Consider the following 19,005-nt stretch of genomic DNA (forward strand, 5'->3'; position numbering starts at 1 on the left):
TCGTCGTCGGGTGCCGGGCGGGCGCGCAGGCGCCGGTGCCGGGGCGGCGGCGGGCCCGGCCCCGTTCCCGCCGGGCGGGTGGGGAGATGTGCCGGTGCCGGGTCGGCGCACCCGGTGCGGTGATCCAGCCCATGTCCCGTGCGTACCAGGTGAGTCGGAAGCGGGTCGCGGCCCCCGCCCGTAAGGCGCGCCGGGTCAGAGCCGCGCGCCCTTGAGCGCCATGTGCAGCAGCAGCCGGTCCTCGCCGTCGTTCAGATCGAGGCCGGTGAGCCGCTCGACCCGGGAGAGCCGGTAGTAGAGCGTCTGGCGGTGGATGCCGAGTGCGGCGGCCGTCCGGGACGCCTGGCCCGCGCAGTCGAGGAACACCTCGGCGGTGCGGGCCAGATCCCTGTGCGACGGGGTGAGCAGGGCGCGGACCGCAGGGTCGGCGTGCGCCTGGGCGGGGAGAGCGGTCAGCATCCGGTAGGGGCCGATCGCCGACCACTCGGCGACCGGGCCGAAGCGGGCCTCGGCCGCCGCCGCGCGGGCCGCGGCCGAGGCCTCGTGCCAGGCCCCGGCCAGGTCCGCCAGCCCCCGCCGGGGCACCGCGACCCCGGCGGTGGCGTCCCGGCCCGCGCCGGCACGCAGCCGGTCCGCGGCGCTGAGCGCCGGGTCGAGGACATCGGTGGAGCGCAGCCGGATCAGCGCGGCCAGCGAGGGGGCCCGGGCCGCCTCCGGAGCGGGGATCGAGGACAGCGCGGCCGCCGCCGACACCGTGCGGACCGACGGCGGATCGTCCGGCCACGGGGTCACGCACACCACCGTGTGCAGCCCCTCCGCGTCCCGGCCCAGCGCCTCCTGCAACGCGGCCACCGCCATGTCGCGCTGCCAGCCCCGCGCGGCGGTGAGGACCGCACCGAACTCCCGGGACAGGTCCGTGCCCGCCCGCGCCTCGTCGGAGAGCAGCCCCCCGATCCGGGCCGCCACCTCCATCGCCGCCGCCAGCTGCTCGTCCGTCGGCCCGGGGTCCGCGTCGAGCAGCCACACGTATCCGAGCACGACCCCCCGATGGCGCACCGGCAGACAGATCCGGTCCCGGAACACCCCGGCCTCCGGGGCGGCCGGAATCCGCACCGGGCCGGTGGCGCGGGCGATGCCGAAGCCCTCGAACCAGGCGCGGACCGCGGGTGTTGAGCGCCGGGTCAGGATCGAGCGGGTGCGGACCGGGTCCATCGCCGTGTCGTCGTCGCTGTCGTGCGCACCGAAGGCGACCAGGCCGAAATCCCGGTTCTCCAGCGTCGCGGGGGCGCCGAGCAGCCCGGAGATCTCGTCGACCAGCTCCTGGTAATCGCCCTTCACCCGGTCATTCTCGCACCCCTTCAGACATATGTCTGAGAACCCGGGAACGGATGCGTGACAGCTGTCGATGGCACACGATCGGAGGGATCCTTAGATTTCACGGTGGTTCTCCGTGCTGTACCGCTTTGTTCCCCCTCTGCCGGTACGGCCTTCGTTCGTACTTTCCGTGGAGGTGCCCCGTGCTGGGTCCCGTGATTCTCGCCGCGTCCCGCAGCGACAGGATGCGCCGTTTCATCTCGGCCGCACCTGGCACCAAGCAGGTCGTCGACCGGTTCATCGCCGGTGAGACCGTCGACCAGGTCGTCCGGGTCATCGAGGACGCCGCCGACAAGGGTCTCGAAGTCACCCTCGACGTGGTCGGCGAGGACATCACCACCCCCGAGCAGGCCGCCGCCGCCCGCGACGCCTACCTCGAACTGGTCGACCGTCTCAAGGACCTGGGCCTGGGCACCAGGGCCGAGATGTCCGTCAAGCTCTCGATGTTCGGCCAGTCGCTGGACGGGGGCCACGAGCTGGCGCTCGCCAACGTCCGCCCGGTCGTCGAGGCCGCCGCCGCGATCGGCACCACGGTCACGCTGGACGCAGAGGATCACACCACCCTCGACTCGATGTTCGCCATCCACGAGGAGCTGCGGAAGGACTTCCCGCAGACCGGCTGCGTGATCCAGGCCTACCTGTTCCGCACCGAGGAGGACGCCCGCCGCCTGGCCGCCGCCGGCAGCCGCGTCCGCATCGTGAAGGGCGCCTACAAGGAGCCCGCCTCCGTCGCGTACCAGGACAAGGCCGAGATCGACAAGGCGTACGTCCGCATCCTGAAGACCCTGATGGAGGGCGAGGGCTACCCGATGATCGGGTCGCACGACCCGCGTCTGATCGCCATCTCCCAGGAGCTGGCCCGCAAGGCAGGGCGCAAGCTGGACGAGTACGAGTTCCAGATGCTGTACGGCATCCGCAGCGACGAGCACGTCCGGCTCGCGGCCGAGGGCCACCGGATGCGCGTCTACACGGCATACGGCACCGACTGGTACGGCTACTTCATGCGCCGTCTCGCGGAGAAGCCGGCGAACCTGCTGTTCTTCGGCCGCTCCATCCTCACCAAGGGCTGACCTGCCCGGCTGACCCTCACCCCCTGACACAAGGAGACAAGGCACTCATGGACGCTGTGACCCAGGTCCCCGCGCCGGTCAACGAGCCGGTCCACTCCTACGCCCCGGGCTCCCCGGAGCGCGCCCGCCTGGAGGCGAAGCTCAAGGAGCTCGGCCAGAACCCGATCGACCTTCCGATGACCATCGGCGGCGAGAAGCGGATGGGCGGCGGCGAGCGCTTCGACGTCGTGCAGCCGCACAACCACAAGGCCGTCATCGGTACGTTCGCCGCTGCCACGCAGCAGGACGCCCAGGACGCGATCGACGCCGCGCTGGCCGCCGCCCCGGCCTGGCGCGCGATGTCCTTCGACGACCGCGCCGCGATCATCCTGCGCGCCGCCGAGCTGCTGTCCGGCCCCTGGCGCGAGACGCTGGCCGCGTCCACGATGCTCGGTCAGTCCAAGACCGCCCAGCAGGCCGAGATCGACACCCCCTGCGAGCTCGTCGACTTCTGGCGCTTCAATGTGCACTACGCGCGCCAGATCCTCGCCGAGCAGCCCCCGGCCAACTCGCCGGGCGTGTGGAACCGCATGGACCACCGCCCGCTGGAGGGCTTCGTCTACGCGATCACGCCGTTCAACTTCACGGCCATCGCGGGCAACCTGCCCACCGCCCCCGCCCTCATGGGCAACGTCGTGGTGTGGAAGCCGTCCCCGACGCAGACCCACGCCGCCGTGCTGCTGATGCAGCTCCTGGAAGAGGCGGGCCTGCCCAAGGGCGTCATCAACCTGGTGACGGGCGACGGCATCGCCGTCTCCGAGGTGGCCCTGAACCACCGCGACCTGGCCGGTATCCACTTCACCGGCTCGACCCCCACCTTCCAGCACCTGTGGAAGACGGTCGGCAACAACATCGCCAACTACCGCACCTACCCGCGGCTCGTCGGCGAGACCGGCGGCAAGGACTTCGTCGTCGCCCACCCGTCGGCCGACCACGCCGTCCTGAAGACCGCGCTGACCCGTGGCTCCTTCGAGTTCCAGGGCCAGAAGTGCTCGGCCTCGTCCCGTGCGTACGTCCCCGCCTCCATCTGGAACTCCGGTTTCAAGGAGAGGTTCGCCGCCGAGGTCGACTCCATCACCATGGGTGACGTCACCGACCTGTCGAACTTCATCGGCGCCGTCATCGACGAGCGTTCGTTCGCCAAGAACAAGGCCGCGATCGACCGCGCCAAGTCGGACCCGTCCTGCACGATCATCGCGGGCGGCACGTACGACGACTCGGTGGGCTACTTCGTCCGTCCGACCGTCATCGAGTGCACCGACGCCTCGAACGAGGTCTTCACGACCGAGTACTTCGGCCCGATCCTCGCCGTGCACGTCTACGAGGACGACAAGTACGACGAGATGCTGGAGCAGATGGAGTCGGTCTCCGACTACGCGCTGACCGGTTCCGTCATCGCGAACGACCGCGCCGCGGCCGCGCACACCATGGAGAAGCTGCGGTACGCCGCGGGCAACTTCTACATCAACGACAAGTCGACCGGCGCCGTCGTCGGCCAGCAGCCCTTCGGCGGCGGCCGTGCCTCGGGTACCAACGACAAGGCCGGTGCCCCGCAGAACCTGCAGCGCTGGACCCTGACCCGGGCCATCAAGGAGACGCTGGTTCCGCCGACCGACTACACCTACCCCCACCAGGGCTGACCCCTCCGGGGCGCCGTATCCCGGCGCCCCGCCACGAGTCCCGCCTCCCGCCCGGTTCCCCTGCCGGCCGGGAGGCGGTTTCCATCGGGGACCGGCGCTCGGACCGGCGGGTTCAGATCTCCACGAGCACCTGGTCCAGGGACTTCCGCACCAGGCCGGGCACCTCGCAGTCGTCCGCGGGATACCCGACCGGGATCACCGCGAACGCCTTCTCGTTCTCCGGGCGGTCCAGCACCTCCCGCAGGAACCGCATCGGGCTCGGCGTGTGGATCAGCGCGGCCAGGCCCGCCAGGTGCAGGGCCGAGAGCAGCACCCCGACCGCGATCCCGACGGACTCGTCGACGTAGTAGTGCTTGCGCCGGGTGCCGTCCTCGCCCATCCAGTACCGCTGCTGGAACACCACGACGAGGGCCGGGGCATCCGTCATGTGCGCCTTGACGGAATCCGTGCCCAGCGGCCGCAGCGCCGCCAGCCACTCCTCGCCGAGCCTGCCGTCGTAGCTGATCCGCTCCTCGTGCTCGGCCGCCTCCCGGATGCGCCGCCGCACCTCGGGGTCCTTGACCAGGACGAACGTCCACGGCTGCTGATGGGCGCCCGACGGGGCGGTCGCGGCGCAGGCGATCGCGTCCTTCACGACCTGCTCCGGCACGGGATCTGCGGAGAACCGGCGTACGGTTCTGCGCTCGTCCATCCGGCGTCGCAACTCCGCGGAACGGGAAAGGGACTCATCGGCCGGGGCCCGCTCGGGACGGTAGGGGACCGGCCGGTACGGCTCTCCATGGGTGGGATTCCACCGCGGGGGCAGGGCTGTGGTGTCAGACATGTCGGCAGTGTGGCGTCGACGGCAGGTCCGGACCAGGGGGTCGTCGGACAGAAACGGCGCGTCCGGCCGGTCGGTGTCCGCGGAGCGGGCAGGTCATGGGCCCGTACCGGGGGCCCGGGGCGGGGAGGCCGTTCCAGGGGCCGACTCCCGTGCGGCGCACGGCCCCCGGCGCGCGACGGCTACGGGCCCCCCGGCGGCCGTGGTGTCCGGGAGGATGGTGCGCATGACCGAGCCGATCGACCCGATCCTGCGCACCACGCACACCCACCGGCTGACTCCCGCCGACCTCGACGAGATCCGCGCCCTCCTGGACACGGCCTTCGAGGGGGAGTTCAGCGCCGACGACTGGGACCACGCCCTCGGCGGCGTCCACGCCCTCGTGCGGGACGACAGCGGGCTCCTCGCGCACGGCAGCGTCGTCCAGCGCCGGGTGATCCACGAGGACCGCTCGTACCGGGTCGGCTACGTGGAGGCCGTGGCCGTCCGCGCCGACCGGCGCCGGGAGGGGCTCGGCGGGCGGGTGATGGCCGCGCTGGAACAGGTCGTCGACGGGGCGTACGTCTTCGGGGCCCTGTCCGCGTCGGCCGCAGGGGCGGCGCTGTACGCGGGACGCGGCTGGCAGGTGTGGCCGGGACGGATCGCCGTGCAGGGAAGGCACGGGGTGGAGATGCTGCCGGACGAGGAGGGCAGCACCTACGTCCGCGGTCGGGCCGGCCGCGCACTGCCCGGGGTGTCCGGGACCCTCGTCTTCGACTGGCGGGACGGGGACGTGCTCTGAGCGGAGCCCGCCCGTCGCCGGAGCCCGCACTCCGGCGCCCCACGACCCGCGGCCGGCTCCCTACAGCGCGCCCGCGTCCCGGGCCGTCCACACCGACGGATACAGCGGCCGGTAGCCCAGCTCGTCGCGGGCCCGAGCGGTCGACATCAGTCCGTACCAGGGGTCGGGGTCGACCCGGTCCGCCAGTTCGGCCGGCACCGGCACCCCGTTGAGCCGGTGCAGCTCCACCGCCGTGACCGGGGCGTCGTCCGAGAAGTTGTAGCGGCGGCCGGCCAGGCCGGGAGCGAACAGCAGTCGCAACAGGGCCTGCGCGATGTCCGCGTGATGCACCATCGCCAGACGCTGTGTCGCGGCCCAGCCGCCCACCCACTGCATCGACTGCGCGAGGTGCGGGTCACCCTCCCCGTACACGAAGGGCAGGACGGCGATCCGGACATCGAGCCCGTGCTCGCGGTGCAGGGCGAGAAGGCCCTCCTCGGCGGCCGCCTTGGACTGCGCGTACGCACCCCACATGGGGCCGCCGGGCACCGTCGCGTCGTCCTCCGTGAGCGGCCTGCCGCGCCCCGTACCGTACGCGAGATTGGTGCTGACCTGGACGAACCTGCCCGTGCCCGCCTTCACCGCCGCCCGTGCGAGCAGCAGGGCCGCGTCACGGTTGACCGCCCACATCTCGTCGTCCGGCACCTCCCGGAACGCCGCCGCGATGTTCGCCACCGCATCCGTCCCGGCCACCGCCTTCGCCACGTCCTCGGGGTCCCGCAGATCGCCCACGACGACCTCCGCTCCCAGCGCCGCGTACCGCTCTCCCCGCTTGGCGTCCCTGACGATCACCCGGACCGTGTCGCCGGCCGCGGTCCGCTTGAGCAGCCGGGGGACGAAACGCCGTCCGACCTCGCCCGTCACGCCCGTCACCAGAGTCAGCATCATCGGTTCCTTCCGTCCGTCACCGCCGTGTGCCGGCGGCCTGTCGTGATCACTCTGCGGCGGGCCGGGGAGCGGCGGGAGAGACGCGGTCATCCAGGGACCGGCTCTCCCTGGATACGGGATCGGGCCTTCGACGATGATGTGCGCGTGGACCTCGACAGAACCGAACTCGCCGACTTCCTGCGCCGCTGCCGCGCCCGCCTCGAACCGGCCGACGTCGGCCTCACCGCGGGCTCCCGCAGGCGTACGCCGGGGCTGCGGCGGGAGGAGGTCGCCCAGCTCACCGGTGCGTCCGTGGACCACTACACGCGCCTGGAGCAGAGCCGCGGTTCGCGCCCCTCGCGCCAGATGCTGTCCGCGCTGGCGCGGGCGCTGCGGCTGAGCGAGGACGAGCGCGACCATCTCTTCCATCTGGCGGGGGAGGAACCTCCGCGCGACCGGCACGGACCCACGCAGCATGTGCGTCCCGGTCTGCTGATGGTCCTCGACCGGCTGCACGACGCGCCCGCCCAGGTCTTCAGCGACCGGGGCGAGATACTGGCGCAGAACGCCATGGCCGTCGCACTGGTCGGTGAGAAACGGCCGGGGCACAACGTCGTCCGGTCCTGGTTCACCGAACCGGCCGCGCGGACGCTCTTCCCGCCCGAGGACCACGAGACGCACTCCCGCATCCATGTGGCCCAGCTCCGCGCCGTGTCCGCGGCCCGTCCCGACGACGCCCGGCTGGGCGCCCTGGTCGGGGAACTGCGCGCGGCGAGCGCGGAGTTCGAGGCGTTGTGGACGGAGCATCGGGTGGCGCTGCGGCGCGCGGAGCACAAGCGGTTCCTGCATCCGGTCGTCGGACTCCTGGACCTGGAGTGCGAGGTGCTGCTCAGCGCGGCCTGCGGGCAGAGGCTGGTCATCCATACGGCGCGGCCGGGCAGCGAGGCCCACGAGCGGCTGCGACTGCTGCGCGTGGTGGGGGTGCAGGAGTTCGGTCAGCGCGTGGGATGAGTCCCGGGGGCGCTCCCGATGACGTCCCGTGGTCCCGGCATGGCGATCAGGCAGGTGTCGTCACCCGAAGCAGCACCAGAGACGGTCAGGATCACCGCTCCCAAGCCGGGGCGTCCGACGTGCTGGATCGGCCATGTCACCGCCTCTGAGCAGGCACGATCGCTCACACTCCGGGCCCAGGTCCGGGAACTGCGGGCGGTCAGCCGTAAACCTCCGTCTCAGATAGTAGGAAGTCCGAGTAATTGTGGAGACAGACCGGCCGGACTGCCTTAGCTTTGTAGAAGCCGAACGTCTCGCTAGATCCAGCGACTGGCGGTCGTGAGCGCGCGCCCCGTGCAGGCAACCCCTGCGGCGCCCGCTTCCCGCCCCTTCCGGCGCCTCGAAATCCCGATCTCGAAATCACTTTCACGGTTTTTCGATCTCGAAATCCTCGCGATCTCAAGGAGTCGATCCACCATGGCCGAGACGACTGTCCGCCGCGTCCGTCACACCCACCGTCCGACCCAGTCGGAGCGCAAGAACGCCGCCGCCGCCCTGCAGCGGGCCCTCGACCGCCGGGACAACGGCGGCTCCACGGGCCACTGAGACGGGTCGCCTGCACGGGGCGTCGGTACGAGGCGTCGGTACGAGCCGCCTGTACGAAGTGCTTGCACGAGTCGCCGAGAGACCGGCGGCGCCCCCTCGACCGGCTGCCGGGCCGGTCGGCGGGACCGGCCCGGGGAGCGCCGCTCCGCCGACCCTCGGCGGGCGCTCAGCCGCGGCTGATCTCGAAGTGGTCGATCCGTTCGCCCGACTCGGCGAGCGCGGCCCCGTTCAGCTCGGGCGTGGTGAGGTGGCGCACCTCCGCGTCGATCCGGTGGCTCAGCGCCCACGGCTTGAGGCCGGTGCGGATGTACGGTCGCTCTACGGCGAACGGGACCTGCCAATAGACCGCCATCTGCGTCTTCGGGTCGGCCCCGTACGCCAGGTGCCGGCCGAACGGCGCCACCAACGAACCGTCCACCTGGGTGGAGGTGCGACGCGAGGTGAGGACGGTACCGGCGGCGTGGGCGGGCGGGGTGGCGAGAGAGGTGCCGAGACCGGCACCGGCGACGGCCGCGGTCGCCACGCCCGCACGGAGCGCGCCACGCCGGGTCAGCCGGGTACGCAGATATTCGTGCTGCTCGGCCATGCTCATGCGACCGGCGAGTTTCTCGGGAATTCCGAAACGGGGGATGTCCATGGGGCAGAACATCCACCCGCCGCCCGACGCCGTCCCATCGAGTGGGTGAACGGTACACGCACAGCTCCCCATGTGTCCGTATGGTGGACGTGACGTGTCATGGGGTGGGACGCGCAGTAAGGTGCGGACATGTCTCGCAGCATCAATCTCGCAGTGATCCCCGGTGACGGTATCGGCCAGGAGGTCGTGGCCCAGGGCCTCAAGGTCCTCAACGCTGTTCTCCCGCAGGATGTGAAGCTGGAGACCAAGGAGTACGACCTCGGCGCCCGGCGCTGGCACCGTACCGGCGAAACCCTTCCGGACGCGGAACTGGCAGCCCTCAAGGGCCACGACGCCATCCTGCTCGGCGCGATCGGTGACCCCTCCGTGCCCTCCGGTGTCCTGGAGCGCGGGCTCCTGCTGAAGCTGCGGTTCGCCTTCGACCACTTCATCAACCTGCGGCCGTCGAAGCTGTTCCCGAACACCGCGACCCCGCTGGCCGGCCGCCCGGACATCGACTTCGTCGTCGTCCGCGAGGGCACCGAGGGCCCGTACACCGGCAACGGCGGTTCGCTGCGCACCGGTACGTCGGCCGAGGTCGCCACCGAGGTCAGCGTGAACACCGCGTACGGCGTCGAGCGCGTCGTCCGTGACGCCTTCGAGCGGGCGAACTCCCGCCCGCGCAAGAAGCTGACGCTGGTCCACAAGAACAACGTCCTCGTGTACGCGGGCCACATGTGGAAGAACATCTTCGACCGGGTCGCGACCGAGTATCCCGAGGTCCACACCGACTATCTGCACGTCGACGCCGCGACGATCTTCTTCGTCACCCAGCCGGAGCGCTTCGACGTCATCGTCACCGACAACCTCTTCGGTGACATCCTCACCGACCTCGCCGCTGCCGTGACCGGCGGCATCGGCCTGGCCGCGTCCGGCAACATCAACCCGACGGGCACCTTCCCGTCGATGTTCGAGCCGGTCCACGGCTCTGCCCCCGACATCGCGGGCCAGGGCAAGGCCGACCCGACCGCCACGGTTCTCTCCGTCGCCCTCCTGCTGCGCCACCTCGGCTACGAGGCCGAGGCCGTGCGCATCGAGGACGCCGTCTCCGCCGACCTCGCGGAGCGCGACGGTGCGACGACCCGTACGACCGATCAGATCGGCGACGCGCTCGCGGTACGAGTAGCGAGCTGACCCGACGACTCCGTTTCGAAGCCGCCGGGTCGCAATCGCACCCGGCGGCTTCTCCTGTGCGGCCCCGGATGCAACCATCGACCACGGACCGCATTCGCGTCATTTCGTGCACGGCCACCCGGGAGCGATAATCGAACGGGGCCGTCGCTCGCACTGAAGCTCGGACGTCCTAGCACCTGCCCGGCAGGAGCGGCGCGAGCGCGGTCCAACACACACGACGTGAAGGACACGCACTCATGACGACGCCCACGATCGAGCTCAAGCCCTCCTCGAATCCGCTGTCCGACGCGGAGCGCGAGGCGATCCTGGTCAAGCCCGGATTCGGCCGCTACTTCACCGATCACATGGTGACGATCAAGTGGACCGAAGGCCGCGGCTGGCACGACGCCCAGCTCGTCCCGTACGCACCGCTGTCGATCGACCCCGCCAACATGACCCTGCACTACGCGCAGGAGATCTTCGAGGGCCTCAAGGCCTACCGCCAGCCCGACGGCTCGGTCGCCACGTTCCGTCCCGAGGCCAACGCCAAGCGCTTCCAGGCGTCCGCGCACCGGCTCGCCATGCCGGAACTGCCCGTCGAGACGTTCATCGCGGCCTGTGACGCGCTCGTCCAGCAGGACAAGGCGTGGGTTCCGACCCACGGCGGCGAGGAGTCGCTCTACCTGCGCCCGTTCATGATCGCGACCGAGGTCGGTCTCGGGGTGAAGCCCGCCAACGAGTACCTGTTCCTGGTGATCGCCTCGCCCGCCGGCGCGTACTTCCCCGGTGGCGTCAAGCCGGTCTCGATCTGGCTCTCGGAGGACCGGGTGCGGGCCGTCCCCGGCGGCATGGGCGACGCCAAGACCGGCGGCAACTACGCCGCGTCCCTGCTCGCCCAGGCCGAGGCCACCGCGAAGGGCTGCGACCAGGTCGCGTACCTCGACGCGGTCGAGCACAAGTGGGTCGAGGAACTCGGTGGGATGAACCTGTACTTCGTGTACGGGAACAAGATCATCACCCCGGCCCTGACCGGCTCGCTGCTCGCCGGCGTCACCCGTGACTCGCTGCTCAAGGTCGCCCGCGACCTCGGCTACGAGTCCGAGGAGGGCCGTGTCTCGATCGACCAGTGGCGGGCCGACACCGAGAACGGCACCCTCACCGAGGTCTTCGCCTGCGGCACCGCCGCCGTCATCACCCCCGTCGGCACCGTCAAGTCCGCGGGCGGCGAGTGGGCCCAGAGCGACGGCGTGCCCGGCGAGGTCACGGTGAAGCTGCGCGAGCGCCTGCTCGACATCCAGCGCGGCATCGCCGAGGACACCCACGGCTGGATGCACCCGCTCGGCTGATTTCTTTTCCGCACACGACGAAGGCCGCGCCCGGTTCCCTGCCGGGCGCGGCCTTCGTCGTGTGCCCGAAGCGGTCGCACTGTTGGAGCGCTGCTCAAAAGTGACGCGATCGAACTTTTGCTCACCCCTGTCTCGCGGTTAGAGTGTTGCTCTAAACAGGAGGTGTTCTGGCGTGCGACTGACCCCGACGGAACGTGACCGGCTGCTGCTGTTCAATGCCGCCGAACTGGCTCGGGCCCGCCGCGCCCGAGGGCTGAGGCTGAACGTGCCCGAGGCGACCGCTCTGATCGCGGACACGGTCTGCGAGGCGGCCCGCGACGGGCGCAGGCTCGCGGAGGCCATCGAGGCGGGGCGGTCCGTGCTCGGGCCCGACGACGTGCTGCCCGGGGTCGCCGACGTCGTGACCGAGGTCCATGTGGAGGCCGTCTTCGACGACGGTTCGCGGCTCGCCGTGGTCTCCCGGCCCCTGGGCGACGGGCTCGGCGACGACGCGCCCGGCGCCGTCGTCCCCGGCCCCGCCACGCCCGAGCCGGAGCCTGCGGCGCGGCTGACCGTCCACAACACGGCGACCGTCCCGGTCTCCGTCACGTCGCACTTCCACTTCTTCGAGGCCAACCCGCGGCTCGACTTCGACCGGGCCGCGGCGTACGGGATGCGGCTGTGCGTCCCCGCCGGGTCCTCCGTCCGCTTCGGGCCGGGGGAGTCGGTCGAGGTCGGTCTCGTGCCCATCGGCGGTGACCGGATCGCCGTCGGGTTCGCCGGTCTGGTGGACGGGCCGCTCGACGCGCCCGGCGCACGCGAGGAGGCCCTGCGGCGCGCCGCGGCCTGTGGATATCTGGGAGCCGAGCGATGAGCATCGATCCGTACGAGTACGCCTCCGTGCACGGCCCGCGCGCCGGGGACCGGGTCAGGCTCGGTGACTCCGGGCTGACCGTCCGCGTGGAGTCCGACGCGCAGCGGTACGGCGAGGAGTTCCTCGCCGGATTCGGCAAGACCGCCCGCGACGGGCTGCACCTCAAGGCCGCGGCCGTCCGGGACACCTGCGACGTCGTCATCAGCAATGTGCTGGTCATCGACGCCGTGCAGGGCATCCGCAAGGTGTCGATCGGTATCCGCGAGGGCCGGATCGCGGCCGTCGGACGGGCCGGCAATCCCGACACGCTGGACGGTGTCGACGTCGTCGTCGGCACGGGGACGACCATCGTCTCCGGTGAGGGAATGATCGCGACGGCGGGCGCCGTCGACACCCATGTCCATCTGCTCTCGCCACGGATCATGGAGGCCTCGCTCGCCTCCGGCGTCACCACGATCATCGGCCAGGAGTTCGGCCCGGTCTGGGGTGTCGGCGTCAACTCGCCGTGGGCCCTGCGCCACGCCTTCAACGCCTTCGACGCCTGGCCGGTCAACATCGGCTTCCTGGGCCGCGGTTCGTCCTCCCACCAGGCCCCGCTGGTCGAGGCGCTCGCGGAGGGCGGGGCCTGCGGCTTCAAGGTCCACGAGGACATGGGCGCCCACACCCGCGCCCTGGACACCGCGCTGCGGGTCGCCGAGGAGCACGACGTGCAGGTCGCCCTGCACAGCGACGGGCTGAACGAGTGCCTGTCGGTCGAGGACACCCTGCGGGTCCTGGAGGGCCGCACCATCCACGCCTTCCACATCGAGGGCTGCGGCGGCGGTCACGTCCCCAACGTCCTGAAGATGGCGGGCGTCGAGAACGTCATCGGCTCGTCCACCAATCCCACACTGCCCTTCGGCCGGGACGCCGTCGCCGAGCACTACGGGATGATCGTCTCCGTCCACGACCTCAAGACGGACCTGCCGGGCGACGCGGCCATGGCCCGCGACCGCATCCGCGCCGGGACGATGGGCGCCGAGGACGTCCTGCACGATCTGGGTGCCATCGGCATCACCTCCTCCGACGCGCAGGGCATGGGACGGGCCGGCGAGACGGTGCGCCGCACCTTCGCGATGGCCGGGAAGATGAAGGCCGAGTTCGGCCCGATGGACGGCGACGGTCCCGCGGACGACAACGCCCGGGTGCTGCGCTACATCGCGAAGCTCACCATCAACCCCGCCATCGCCCACGGCCTCTCGCACGAGATCGGCTCCATCGAGATCGGGAAGCTCGCCGACCTCGTGCTGTGGCGTCCGGAGTTCTTCGGCGCGAAACCACAGCTCGTGCTGAAGTCCGGCTTCCCGGCGTACGGAGTCACGGGCGACCCGAACGCCGCCACCGACACCTGCGAACCCCTCGTCCTCGGGCCGCAGTTCGGGGCGTACGGAGCCACCGCGGCCGATCTCTCCGTGGCCTTCGTCTCGCAGGCCGCCACCCAGCTCGGCGCCGACCTGATGCCCACGCGCCGACGCCGTGTCGGGGTGCGCGACACCCGCGGCATCGGCCCCGGCGACCTCGTCCACAACTCCCGCACCGGAGAGGTCGCCGTGGACGCCCGCAGCGGCCTGGTCACCCTGGACGGCGATCCGCTGCGCTCCGAGCCCGCCGACTCCGTCTCCCTCAACCGCCTCTACTTCCTCTGACGCCCCCTAGGACACTTCATGACCTTCCGCATGCCGCCCGAGTGGGCCCCGCACGAACGCACCTGGATGGCCTGGCCGGGCCCCAACCCCACCTTCGACACCGACGCCGAACTGGACGAGGCGCGCGCCGCCTGGGCCACTGTCGCCCGCGCGGTCCGCCGCTTCGAACCCGTGACGATGCTCGTCGGCCCCGGTCAGGAGGACAGCGCCCGCGCCCTCCTCGGCCCGGACATCGAGCTGGCCGTCCGCCCGCTCGACGACGCCTGGATGCGGGACATCGGTCCCACCTTCGTCACCGACGGGCACCGACTGGCCGCGGTCGACTGGACGTTCAACGGCTGGGGCGCCCAGGACTGGGCCCGCTGGGAGCACGACCGGCACATCGCCCGCTCCGTCGCCGAGCTCGCCGCCGTCCCCGTGCACAGCTCCCCGCTCGTCAACGAGGGCGGCGCCATCCACGTCGACGGCGAGGGCACCGTCCTGCTCACCGAGACCGTCCAGCTCGGCAAGGAACGCAACCCCGAGTGGAGCCGCGCGCAGGTCGAGGCCGAGATCCACGCCCGGCTCGGCACCGAGAAGGCCATCTGGCTGCCCCGCGGGCTGGCCGGTGACTACGGGATGTACGGCACCCTCGGTCATGTCGACATCGTCGCCGCCTTCGTCCGCCCCGGCACGGTCGTCGCCCATGTCCAGCCGGACCCGGCCCACCCCGACCACGAGATCACCCGGGAGACCGTCCGCGTCCTGCGCGCCGCGACCGACGCCAGGGGCCGCTCCCTGAACGTCGTGGAGGTCCTGGCACCCACCGTGCTGGAGGCCGACGGCGAGTGGGTCGACTACTCCTACATCAATCACTACCTCTGCAACGACGGCGTGATCCTCTGCGCCTTCGACGACCCGCGCGACAAGGAAGCGGCGGCCGTCTTCGGCGAGCTGTTCCCCGACCGTACGGTGACGCTCGTCGACGCACGTACGATCTTTGCCGGCGGTGGAGGCATCCACTGCATCACCCAGCAGCAGCCGAAGGTCTGAACCGTGCCCCCCGCTCCACGCCGTCGCAACACCGCCCCGCCCCGCGAGGAACTGCTGGCCGCCGCCATGGCCACCATCGCCGAACGGGGTCTGGACGGCCTCACGATGGCCGGTCTCGGCCGTGAGGTCGGCATGAGCAGCGGACATCTCCTCTACTACTTCCGCACCAAGGACGAGCTGCTGCTCCAGGCCCTGGAGTGGAGCGAGGGACGGCTCGGCGCACAGCGGCGCACCCTGCTGTCCGGGCGGGTGACGGTGCGCGAACGGCTGGACGCGTACATCGATCTGTACCTTCCCGACGGTCACCGAGATCCGCACTGGACGCTCTGGCTGGAGGTCTGGAACCGTTCGCGGAGCGCGGACGACGACGCACGCGCCCGGCAGGCCGCGATCGAGGGCGCCTGGCACCGCGACCTGGTGGCGCTGCTGGCCGAGGGCGCCTCGCGCGGCGAGTTCCGTACGGTCGACGCCGAGCGGTTCGCGACCCGGCTGCGCGCCCTGCTCGACGGGTTCAGCGTCCATGTCGCCGTCGGCATCCCCGGCACCGGACGCTCTCAAGTCCTCGAACAGGTCAGGGAGTTCATCGACGATTCGCTCATCGCCGCGGAGCCGCACCCACCGCGGTGAACGAAACGAACGTAAGTACGCGTGATCGTTGCGCGCCCGGCCCTTGTTGTGCTCCCGGCTGTTCGGGCACGGTGACGGACCATGGGACGAGAGCAGTGGAAGAAGATCTGGGTCGGCTCGGCGGGCAACATGGTCGAGTGGTTCGACTGGTTCGTGTACGCGACCTTCGCGGTCTACTTCGCGGATTCGTTCTTCCCCGAAGGCAATGAGACCGCCAATCTCATGAACACCATGGGCATCTTCGCCGTCGGCTTCTTCATGAGGCCGGTCGGCGGCTGGATGCTCGGCCGCATCGGTGACCGCAGGGGCCGCAAGGCGGCGCTCACCCTCACCGTCACCCTCATGTCGGCCTCCGCGATCCTCATCGCCGTCGCGCCGACGTACGACGTCGCGGGATACGGCGGGGTGGCCGTCCTGCTGGTGGCCAGGCTGCTCCAGGGCCTCTCCGTCGGGGGCGAGTACGCCGCCAGCGCCACCTATCTGACCGAGGCGTCCGCGCCCCACCGGCGCGGCTTCGCCTCCAGCTTCCAGTACGTGTCCATGACCGCGGGCCAGCTCATCGGCCTCGGCCTCCAGATCGTCCTGCAGCGCAACATGTCCGACGCGGCGCTGCACAGCTGGGGCTGGCGCATCCCGTTCATCGTCGGCGCGCTCGGCGCCGCGGTCGTCTTCTATCTGCGCCGCTCCATGCTGGAGACCGAGGTGTACGCGGAGTCCGGCGCCGCCGAGCAGGCGGACCGCGGCACGCTGAAGGCGCTGTGGCAGCACAAGCGCGAGGCGTTCCTGGTGATGGCGCTGACCATGGGCGGGACCGTGGCGTACTACACGTACACGACGTACCTCACCAAGTTCCTTTCCAAGAGTGCGGGCATGGAGAAGTCCACCGCCTCGCTCGTCAGCTTCTGCGCCCTGTTCGTCTTCATGTGCATCCAGCCCCTGGCCGGTCTGCTCTCCGACCGGATCGGCCGCCGCCCGCTGCTGATCACCTTCGCGATCGGCTCCACCTTCCTGACCGTGCCGATCATGACGATGCTCAGGCACGCCGGCACCTTCTGGCCCGCCTTCGGCCTGGCGCTGCTCGCCCTGGTCGTCGTCACCGGGTACACCTCGATCAACGCCTGTGTGAAGGCCGAGCTCTTCCCGACCGGCGTCCGGGCCCTGGGCGTCGCCCTCCCGTACGCCATCGCCAACGCGCTCTTCGGCGGCACCGCCGAATACGTGGCGCTCTGGTTCAAGAAGGCGGGCGTCGAGTCCGGGTTCTACTGGTACGTGGCGGGCTGCGCCGCGGTCTCCCTGGTCGTCTACCTGACCATGCGCGAGACCCGCGACATCGACCTGGGCCGGGTCGGCGCCGACGAGTCCGCGCACGGGCGGACGGAGCCGTCCGGCGCGACGAGTGCGACGCCCGCATCCTGAGACGGGGCACGGCACGGAGGCGGCCCTGTGCAAGACTGCTTCCGTGTCCTCGTTCGTCATGATTATTGGCAACAGGCGCGCCGGTCCGCAGTGACCGTCCGTACCACCATGTACGGCACGGCCACCGTGCCCCAGACCCGCGCGCAGACCTCTCGCACCCGCGAGGGGTTTTTTCGTTTTCCGGCCCTCACCTCGGCCGGGACGAGGCGCGCGGGATGATGGGGGCAAGTGGAGCCTGAACGTCCGGATCCACTCATCCGACAGGAGTCAGACCAGCATGACCACCAAGGCCAAGGCCACCGACGACAGTTTCCATGTCTTCGACACCACGCTGCGCGACGGCGCCCAGCGTGAAGGCATCAACCTGACGGTCGCGGACAAGCTGACCATCGCCCGGCACCTGGACAACTTCGGCGTGGGCTTCATCGAGGGAGGCTGGCCCGGCGCCAACCCCCGCGACACCGAGTTCTTCGCCCGTGCCCAGCGGGAGATCGAGTTCGAGAACGCCGAGCTGGTCGCCTTCGGTGCGACCCGCAGGGCCGGCGGCAAGGCCTCCGAGGACCCGCAGGTCAAGGCCTTGTTGGAGTCCGGCGCCCCCGTGATCACGCTGGTCGCGAAGTCCCACGACCGCCATGTGGAGCTCGCGCTGCGCACCACCCTCGAAGAGAACCTGGAGATGGTCCGCGACACCGTCTCCTTCCTTCGCGAGCAGGGCCGCCGGGTCTTCGTGGACTGCGAGCACTTCTTCGACGGCTACCGCGCCAATCCCGAGTACGCCAAGTCCGTCGTCCGCGTCGCCCACGAGGCCGGCGCCGACGTCGTGATCCTCTGCGACACCAACGGCGGCATGCTTCCCGCCCAGGTCCAGGCCGTCGTCTCCACCGTGCTCGCCGACACCGGCGCCCGGCTCGGCATCCACGCCCAGGACGACACCGGCTGCGCCGTCGCCAACACCCTCGCCGCCGTCGACGCGGGCGCCACCCACGTCCAGTGCACCGCCAACGGATACGGCGAGCGGGTCGGCAACGCCAACCTCTTCCCCGTCGTCGCCGCCCTGGAACTGAAGTACGGCAAGACCGTCCTGCCCGAGGGCGCCCTCGCCGACATGACCCGCGTCTCGCACGCGATCGCCGAGGTCGTCAACCTGACGCCCTCCACCCACCAGCCCTATGTGGGTGTTTCCGCCTTCGCCCACAAGGCCGGACTGCACGCTTCCGCGATCAAGGTCGACCCCGACCTCTACCAGCACATCGATCCCGCGCTGGTCGGCAACACCATGCGGATGCTGGTCTCCGACATGGCCGGCCGTGCCTCCATCGAGCTCAAGGGCAAGGAGCTCGGCATCGACCTCGGCGGCGACCGCGAACTCGTCGGCCGGGTCGTCGAGCGCGTCAAGGAACGCGAGCTCAAGGGCTACACGTACGAGGCCGCCGACGCCTCCTTCGAGCTGCTGCTGCGCGCCGAGGCCGAGGGGCGGGTACGCCGCTACTTCCGCACCGAGTCCTGGCGTGCCATCGTCGAGGACCGCCCCGACGGCACGCACGCCAACGAGGCGACCGTGAAGCTCTGGGCCAAGGGCGAGCGCATCGTCGCCACCGCCGAGGGCAACGGCCCGGTCAACGCGCTCGACCGGGCTCTGCGCGTCGCCCTGGAGCGGATCTACCCGCAGCTCGCCAAGCTGGAGCTGGTCGACTACAAGGTCCGCATCCTCGAAGGCCGCACCGGCACCGAGTCCACCACCCGAGTCCTCATCACCACGGGCGACGGCAACGGCGACTGGGCGACGGTCGGCGTCGCGGAGAACGTCATCGCGGCGTCCTGGCAGGCGCTGGAGGACGCCTACACGTACGGGCTGCGGCGGGCCGGGATCGAGCCGACGGAGTAGACGCCGTTCGTCCTCGGTCGTGGGGGGGGGGCCCGGCCCCCCCCCCCCCCCCCCCCCCGCGGCCGCCCCCCCCCCCCCCCGGGTGGGGGCGCCCCCGCCCCGGCCCGGAGGGGGGCCGGGGCCCCCGGCGCCCGCCCCCGCCGGGG

The 19,005-nt window shown here is 71.1% G+C and carries 17 protein-coding genes; 13 read left to right on the forward strand and 4 right to left on the reverse strand.

Annotated features, from left to right (window positions below; genetic code table 11):
- Positions 1-195: 195 nt before the first annotated feature.
- Positions 196-1,338 carry a helix-turn-helix domain-containing protein gene (locus tag ACIOHC_RS22750; RefSeq protein ID WP_351080814.1) on the reverse strand — a complete coding sequence of 381 codons (1,143 nt, stop codon included), beginning with the start codon at positions 1,336-1,338 and terminating at the stop codon, positions 196-198.
- 179 nt (positions 1,339-1,517) lie between these two features.
- Between ACIOHC_RS22750 and ACIOHC_RS22755 the strand changes: the two genes are divergently transcribed.
- Together ACIOHC_RS22755 and pruA are read left to right on the forward strand one after the other, a co-directional pair.
- Positions 1,518-2,444 carry a proline dehydrogenase family protein gene (locus ACIOHC_RS22755; RefSeq protein ID WP_351080812.1) on the forward strand — a complete coding sequence of 309 codons (927 nt, stop codon included), beginning with the start codon at positions 1,518-1,520 and terminating at the stop codon, positions 2,442-2,444.
- Positions 2,445-2,491: 47 nt separating this feature from the next.
- Complete coding sequence (gene pruA, locus ACIOHC_RS22760; RefSeq protein ID WP_365690961.1) at positions 2,492-4,123, forward strand: L-glutamate gamma-semialdehyde dehydrogenase; 1,632 nt, start codon at positions 2,492-2,494, stop codon at positions 4,121-4,123.
- 112 nt (positions 4,124-4,235) lie between these two features.
- Here the strand turns inward: pruA and ACIOHC_RS22765 are convergent, their stop codons facing one another.
- Complete coding sequence (locus ACIOHC_RS22765) at positions 4,236-4,946, reverse strand: nitroreductase family protein (protein ID WP_351080808.1); 711 nt, start codon at positions 4,944-4,946, stop codon at positions 4,236-4,238.
- Between the two features lie 223 nt (positions 4,947-5,169).
- Here ACIOHC_RS22765 and ACIOHC_RS22770 point away from each other — a divergent pair, with 223 nt between their 5' ends.
- Positions 5,170-5,724: a GNAT family N-acetyltransferase gene (locus ACIOHC_RS22770; RefSeq protein ID WP_389636681.1), complete on the forward strand. Its 555-nt coding sequence runs from the start codon at positions 5,170-5,172 to the stop codon at positions 5,722-5,724.
- A gap of 60 nt (positions 5,725-5,784) precedes the next feature.
- Here ACIOHC_RS22770 and ACIOHC_RS22775 read toward each other — a convergent pair whose 3' ends face one another.
- Entirely contained in the window at positions 5,785-6,648 is an 864-nt protein-coding gene (locus ACIOHC_RS22775) for an NAD(P)-dependent oxidoreductase (protein ID WP_351080836.1), read from the reverse strand.
- Positions 6,649-6,795: 147 nt separating this feature from the next.
- On the opposite strand from ACIOHC_RS22775, the gene ACIOHC_RS22780 reads away from it, so the two are divergent.
- Both ACIOHC_RS22780 and ACIOHC_RS22785 read left to right on the forward strand, forming a co-directional pair.
- Positions 6,796-7,641 (forward strand): helix-turn-helix transcriptional regulator, encoded by an 846-nt coding sequence (locus ACIOHC_RS22780; protein ID WP_351080804.1) that lies wholly within the window; start codon positions 6,796-6,798, stop codon positions 7,639-7,641.
- A 456-nt stretch (positions 7,642-8,097) separates the two neighbouring features.
- Positions 8,098-8,226, forward strand: coding sequence for a hypothetical protein (locus tag ACIOHC_RS22785; protein WP_351080802.1), 129 nt, complete (start codon positions 8,098-8,100; stop codon positions 8,224-8,226).
- A gap of 166 nt (positions 8,227-8,392) precedes the next feature.
- On the opposite strand, the gene ACIOHC_RS22790 is transcribed toward ACIOHC_RS22785, so the two are convergent.
- On the reverse strand, positions 8,393-8,863 hold the full coding sequence (locus tag ACIOHC_RS22790; RefSeq protein ID WP_389636680.1) for a hypothetical protein: 471 nt from the start codon (positions 8,861-8,863) through the stop codon (positions 8,393-8,395).
- Between the two features lie 129 nt (positions 8,864-8,992).
- On the opposite strand from ACIOHC_RS22790, the gene ACIOHC_RS22795 reads away from it, so the two are divergent.
- From ACIOHC_RS22795 to cimA, 8 genes are all read left to right on the forward strand, one after another.
- Positions 8,993-10,036, forward strand: coding sequence for a 3-isopropylmalate dehydrogenase (locus ACIOHC_RS22795; protein ID WP_351080798.1), 1,044 nt, complete (start codon positions 8,993-8,995; stop codon positions 10,034-10,036).
- Between the two features lie 236 nt (positions 10,037-10,272).
- Complete coding sequence (locus ACIOHC_RS22800; protein WP_351080796.1) at positions 10,273-11,361, forward strand: branched-chain amino acid aminotransferase; 1,089 nt, start codon at positions 10,273-10,275, stop codon at positions 11,359-11,361.
- 172 nt (positions 11,362-11,533) lie between these two features.
- Complete coding sequence (gene ureA / locus ACIOHC_RS22805) at positions 11,534-12,214, forward strand: urease subunit gamma (RefSeq protein WP_376273244.1); 681 nt, start codon at positions 11,534-11,536, stop codon at positions 12,212-12,214.
- Positions 12,211-13,899 carry an urease subunit alpha gene (locus ACIOHC_RS22810; RefSeq protein WP_401843728.1) on the forward strand — a complete coding sequence of 563 codons (1,689 nt, stop codon included), beginning with the start codon at positions 12,211-12,213 and terminating at the stop codon, positions 13,897-13,899. Before ureA ends, ACIOHC_RS22810 begins: the two co-directional genes overlap by 4 nt.
- 18 nt (positions 13,900-13,917) lie before the next feature.
- The gene (locus tag ACIOHC_RS22815; protein ID WP_351080792.1) at positions 13,918-14,931 is read left to right on the forward strand and encodes an agmatine deiminase family protein; all 1,014 of its coding nucleotides are present in this window, start codon (positions 13,918-13,920) and stop codon (positions 14,929-14,931) included.
- Between the two features lie 3 nt (positions 14,932-14,934).
- Positions 14,935-15,558, forward strand: coding sequence for a TetR/AcrR family transcriptional regulator (locus ACIOHC_RS22820; protein WP_401843730.1), 624 nt, complete (start codon positions 14,935-14,937; stop codon positions 15,556-15,558).
- Between the two features lie 81 nt (positions 15,559-15,639).
- A complete protein-coding gene (locus tag ACIOHC_RS22825) occupies positions 15,640-16,974 on the forward strand; it encodes an MFS transporter (RefSeq protein ID WP_351080789.1) in 1,335 nt (444 codons plus the stop codon).
- A 277-nt stretch (positions 16,975-17,251) separates the two neighbouring features.
- Positions 17,252-18,859, forward strand: coding sequence for a citramalate synthase (gene cimA, locus ACIOHC_RS22830; RefSeq protein ID WP_351080787.1), 1,608 nt, complete (start codon positions 17,252-17,254; stop codon positions 18,857-18,859).
- Positions 18,860-19,005 lie beyond the last annotated feature (146 nt).

Source organism: Streptomyces sp. NPDC088252, assembly GCF_044740965.1.
GTDB lineage: Bacteria > Actinomycetota > Actinomycetes > Streptomycetales > Streptomycetaceae > Streptomyces.

Coding starts and splice junctions, on each gene's coding strand:
- pruA (WP_365690961.1), top strand. CDS start 2,492: ATGGACGCTGTGACCCAGGTCCCCGCGCCGGTCAACGAGCCGGTCCAC.
- ACIOHC_RS22765 (WP_351080808.1), bottom strand. CDS start 4,946: ATGTCTGACACCACAGCCCTGCCCCCGCGGTGGAATCCCACCCATGGA.
- ACIOHC_RS22770 (WP_389636681.1), top strand. CDS start 5,170: ATGACCGAGCCGATCGACCCGATCCTGCGCACCACGCACACCCACCGG.
- ACIOHC_RS22775 (WP_351080836.1), bottom strand. CDS start 6,648: ATGCTGACTCTGGTGACGGGCGTGACGGGCGAGGTCGGACGGCGTTTC.
- ACIOHC_RS22785 (WP_351080802.1), top strand. CDS start 8,098: ATGGCCGAGACGACTGTCCGCCGCGTCCGTCACACCCACCGTCCGACC.
- ACIOHC_RS22790 (WP_389636680.1), bottom strand. CDS start 8,863: ATGGACATCCCCCGTTTCGGAATTCCCGAGAAACTCGCCGGTCGCATG.
- ACIOHC_RS22795 (WP_351080798.1), top strand. CDS start 8,993: ATGTCTCGCAGCATCAATCTCGCAGTGATCCCCGGTGACGGTATCGGC.
- ACIOHC_RS22800 (WP_351080796.1), top strand. CDS start 10,273: ATGACGACGCCCACGATCGAGCTCAAGCCCTCCTCGAATCCGCTGTCC.
- ACIOHC_RS22810 (WP_401843728.1), top strand. CDS start 12,211: ATGAGCATCGATCCGTACGAGTACGCCTCCGTGCACGGCCCGCGCGCC.
- ACIOHC_RS22815 (WP_351080792.1), top strand. CDS start 13,918: ATGACCTTCCGCATGCCGCCCGAGTGGGCCCCGCACGAACGCACCTGG.
- ACIOHC_RS22825 (WP_351080789.1), top strand. CDS start 15,640: ATGGGACGAGAGCAGTGGAAGAAGATCTGGGTCGGCTCGGCGGGCAAC.
- cimA (WP_351080787.1), top strand. CDS start 17,252: ATGACCACCAAGGCCAAGGCCACCGACGACAGTTTCCATGTCTTCGAC.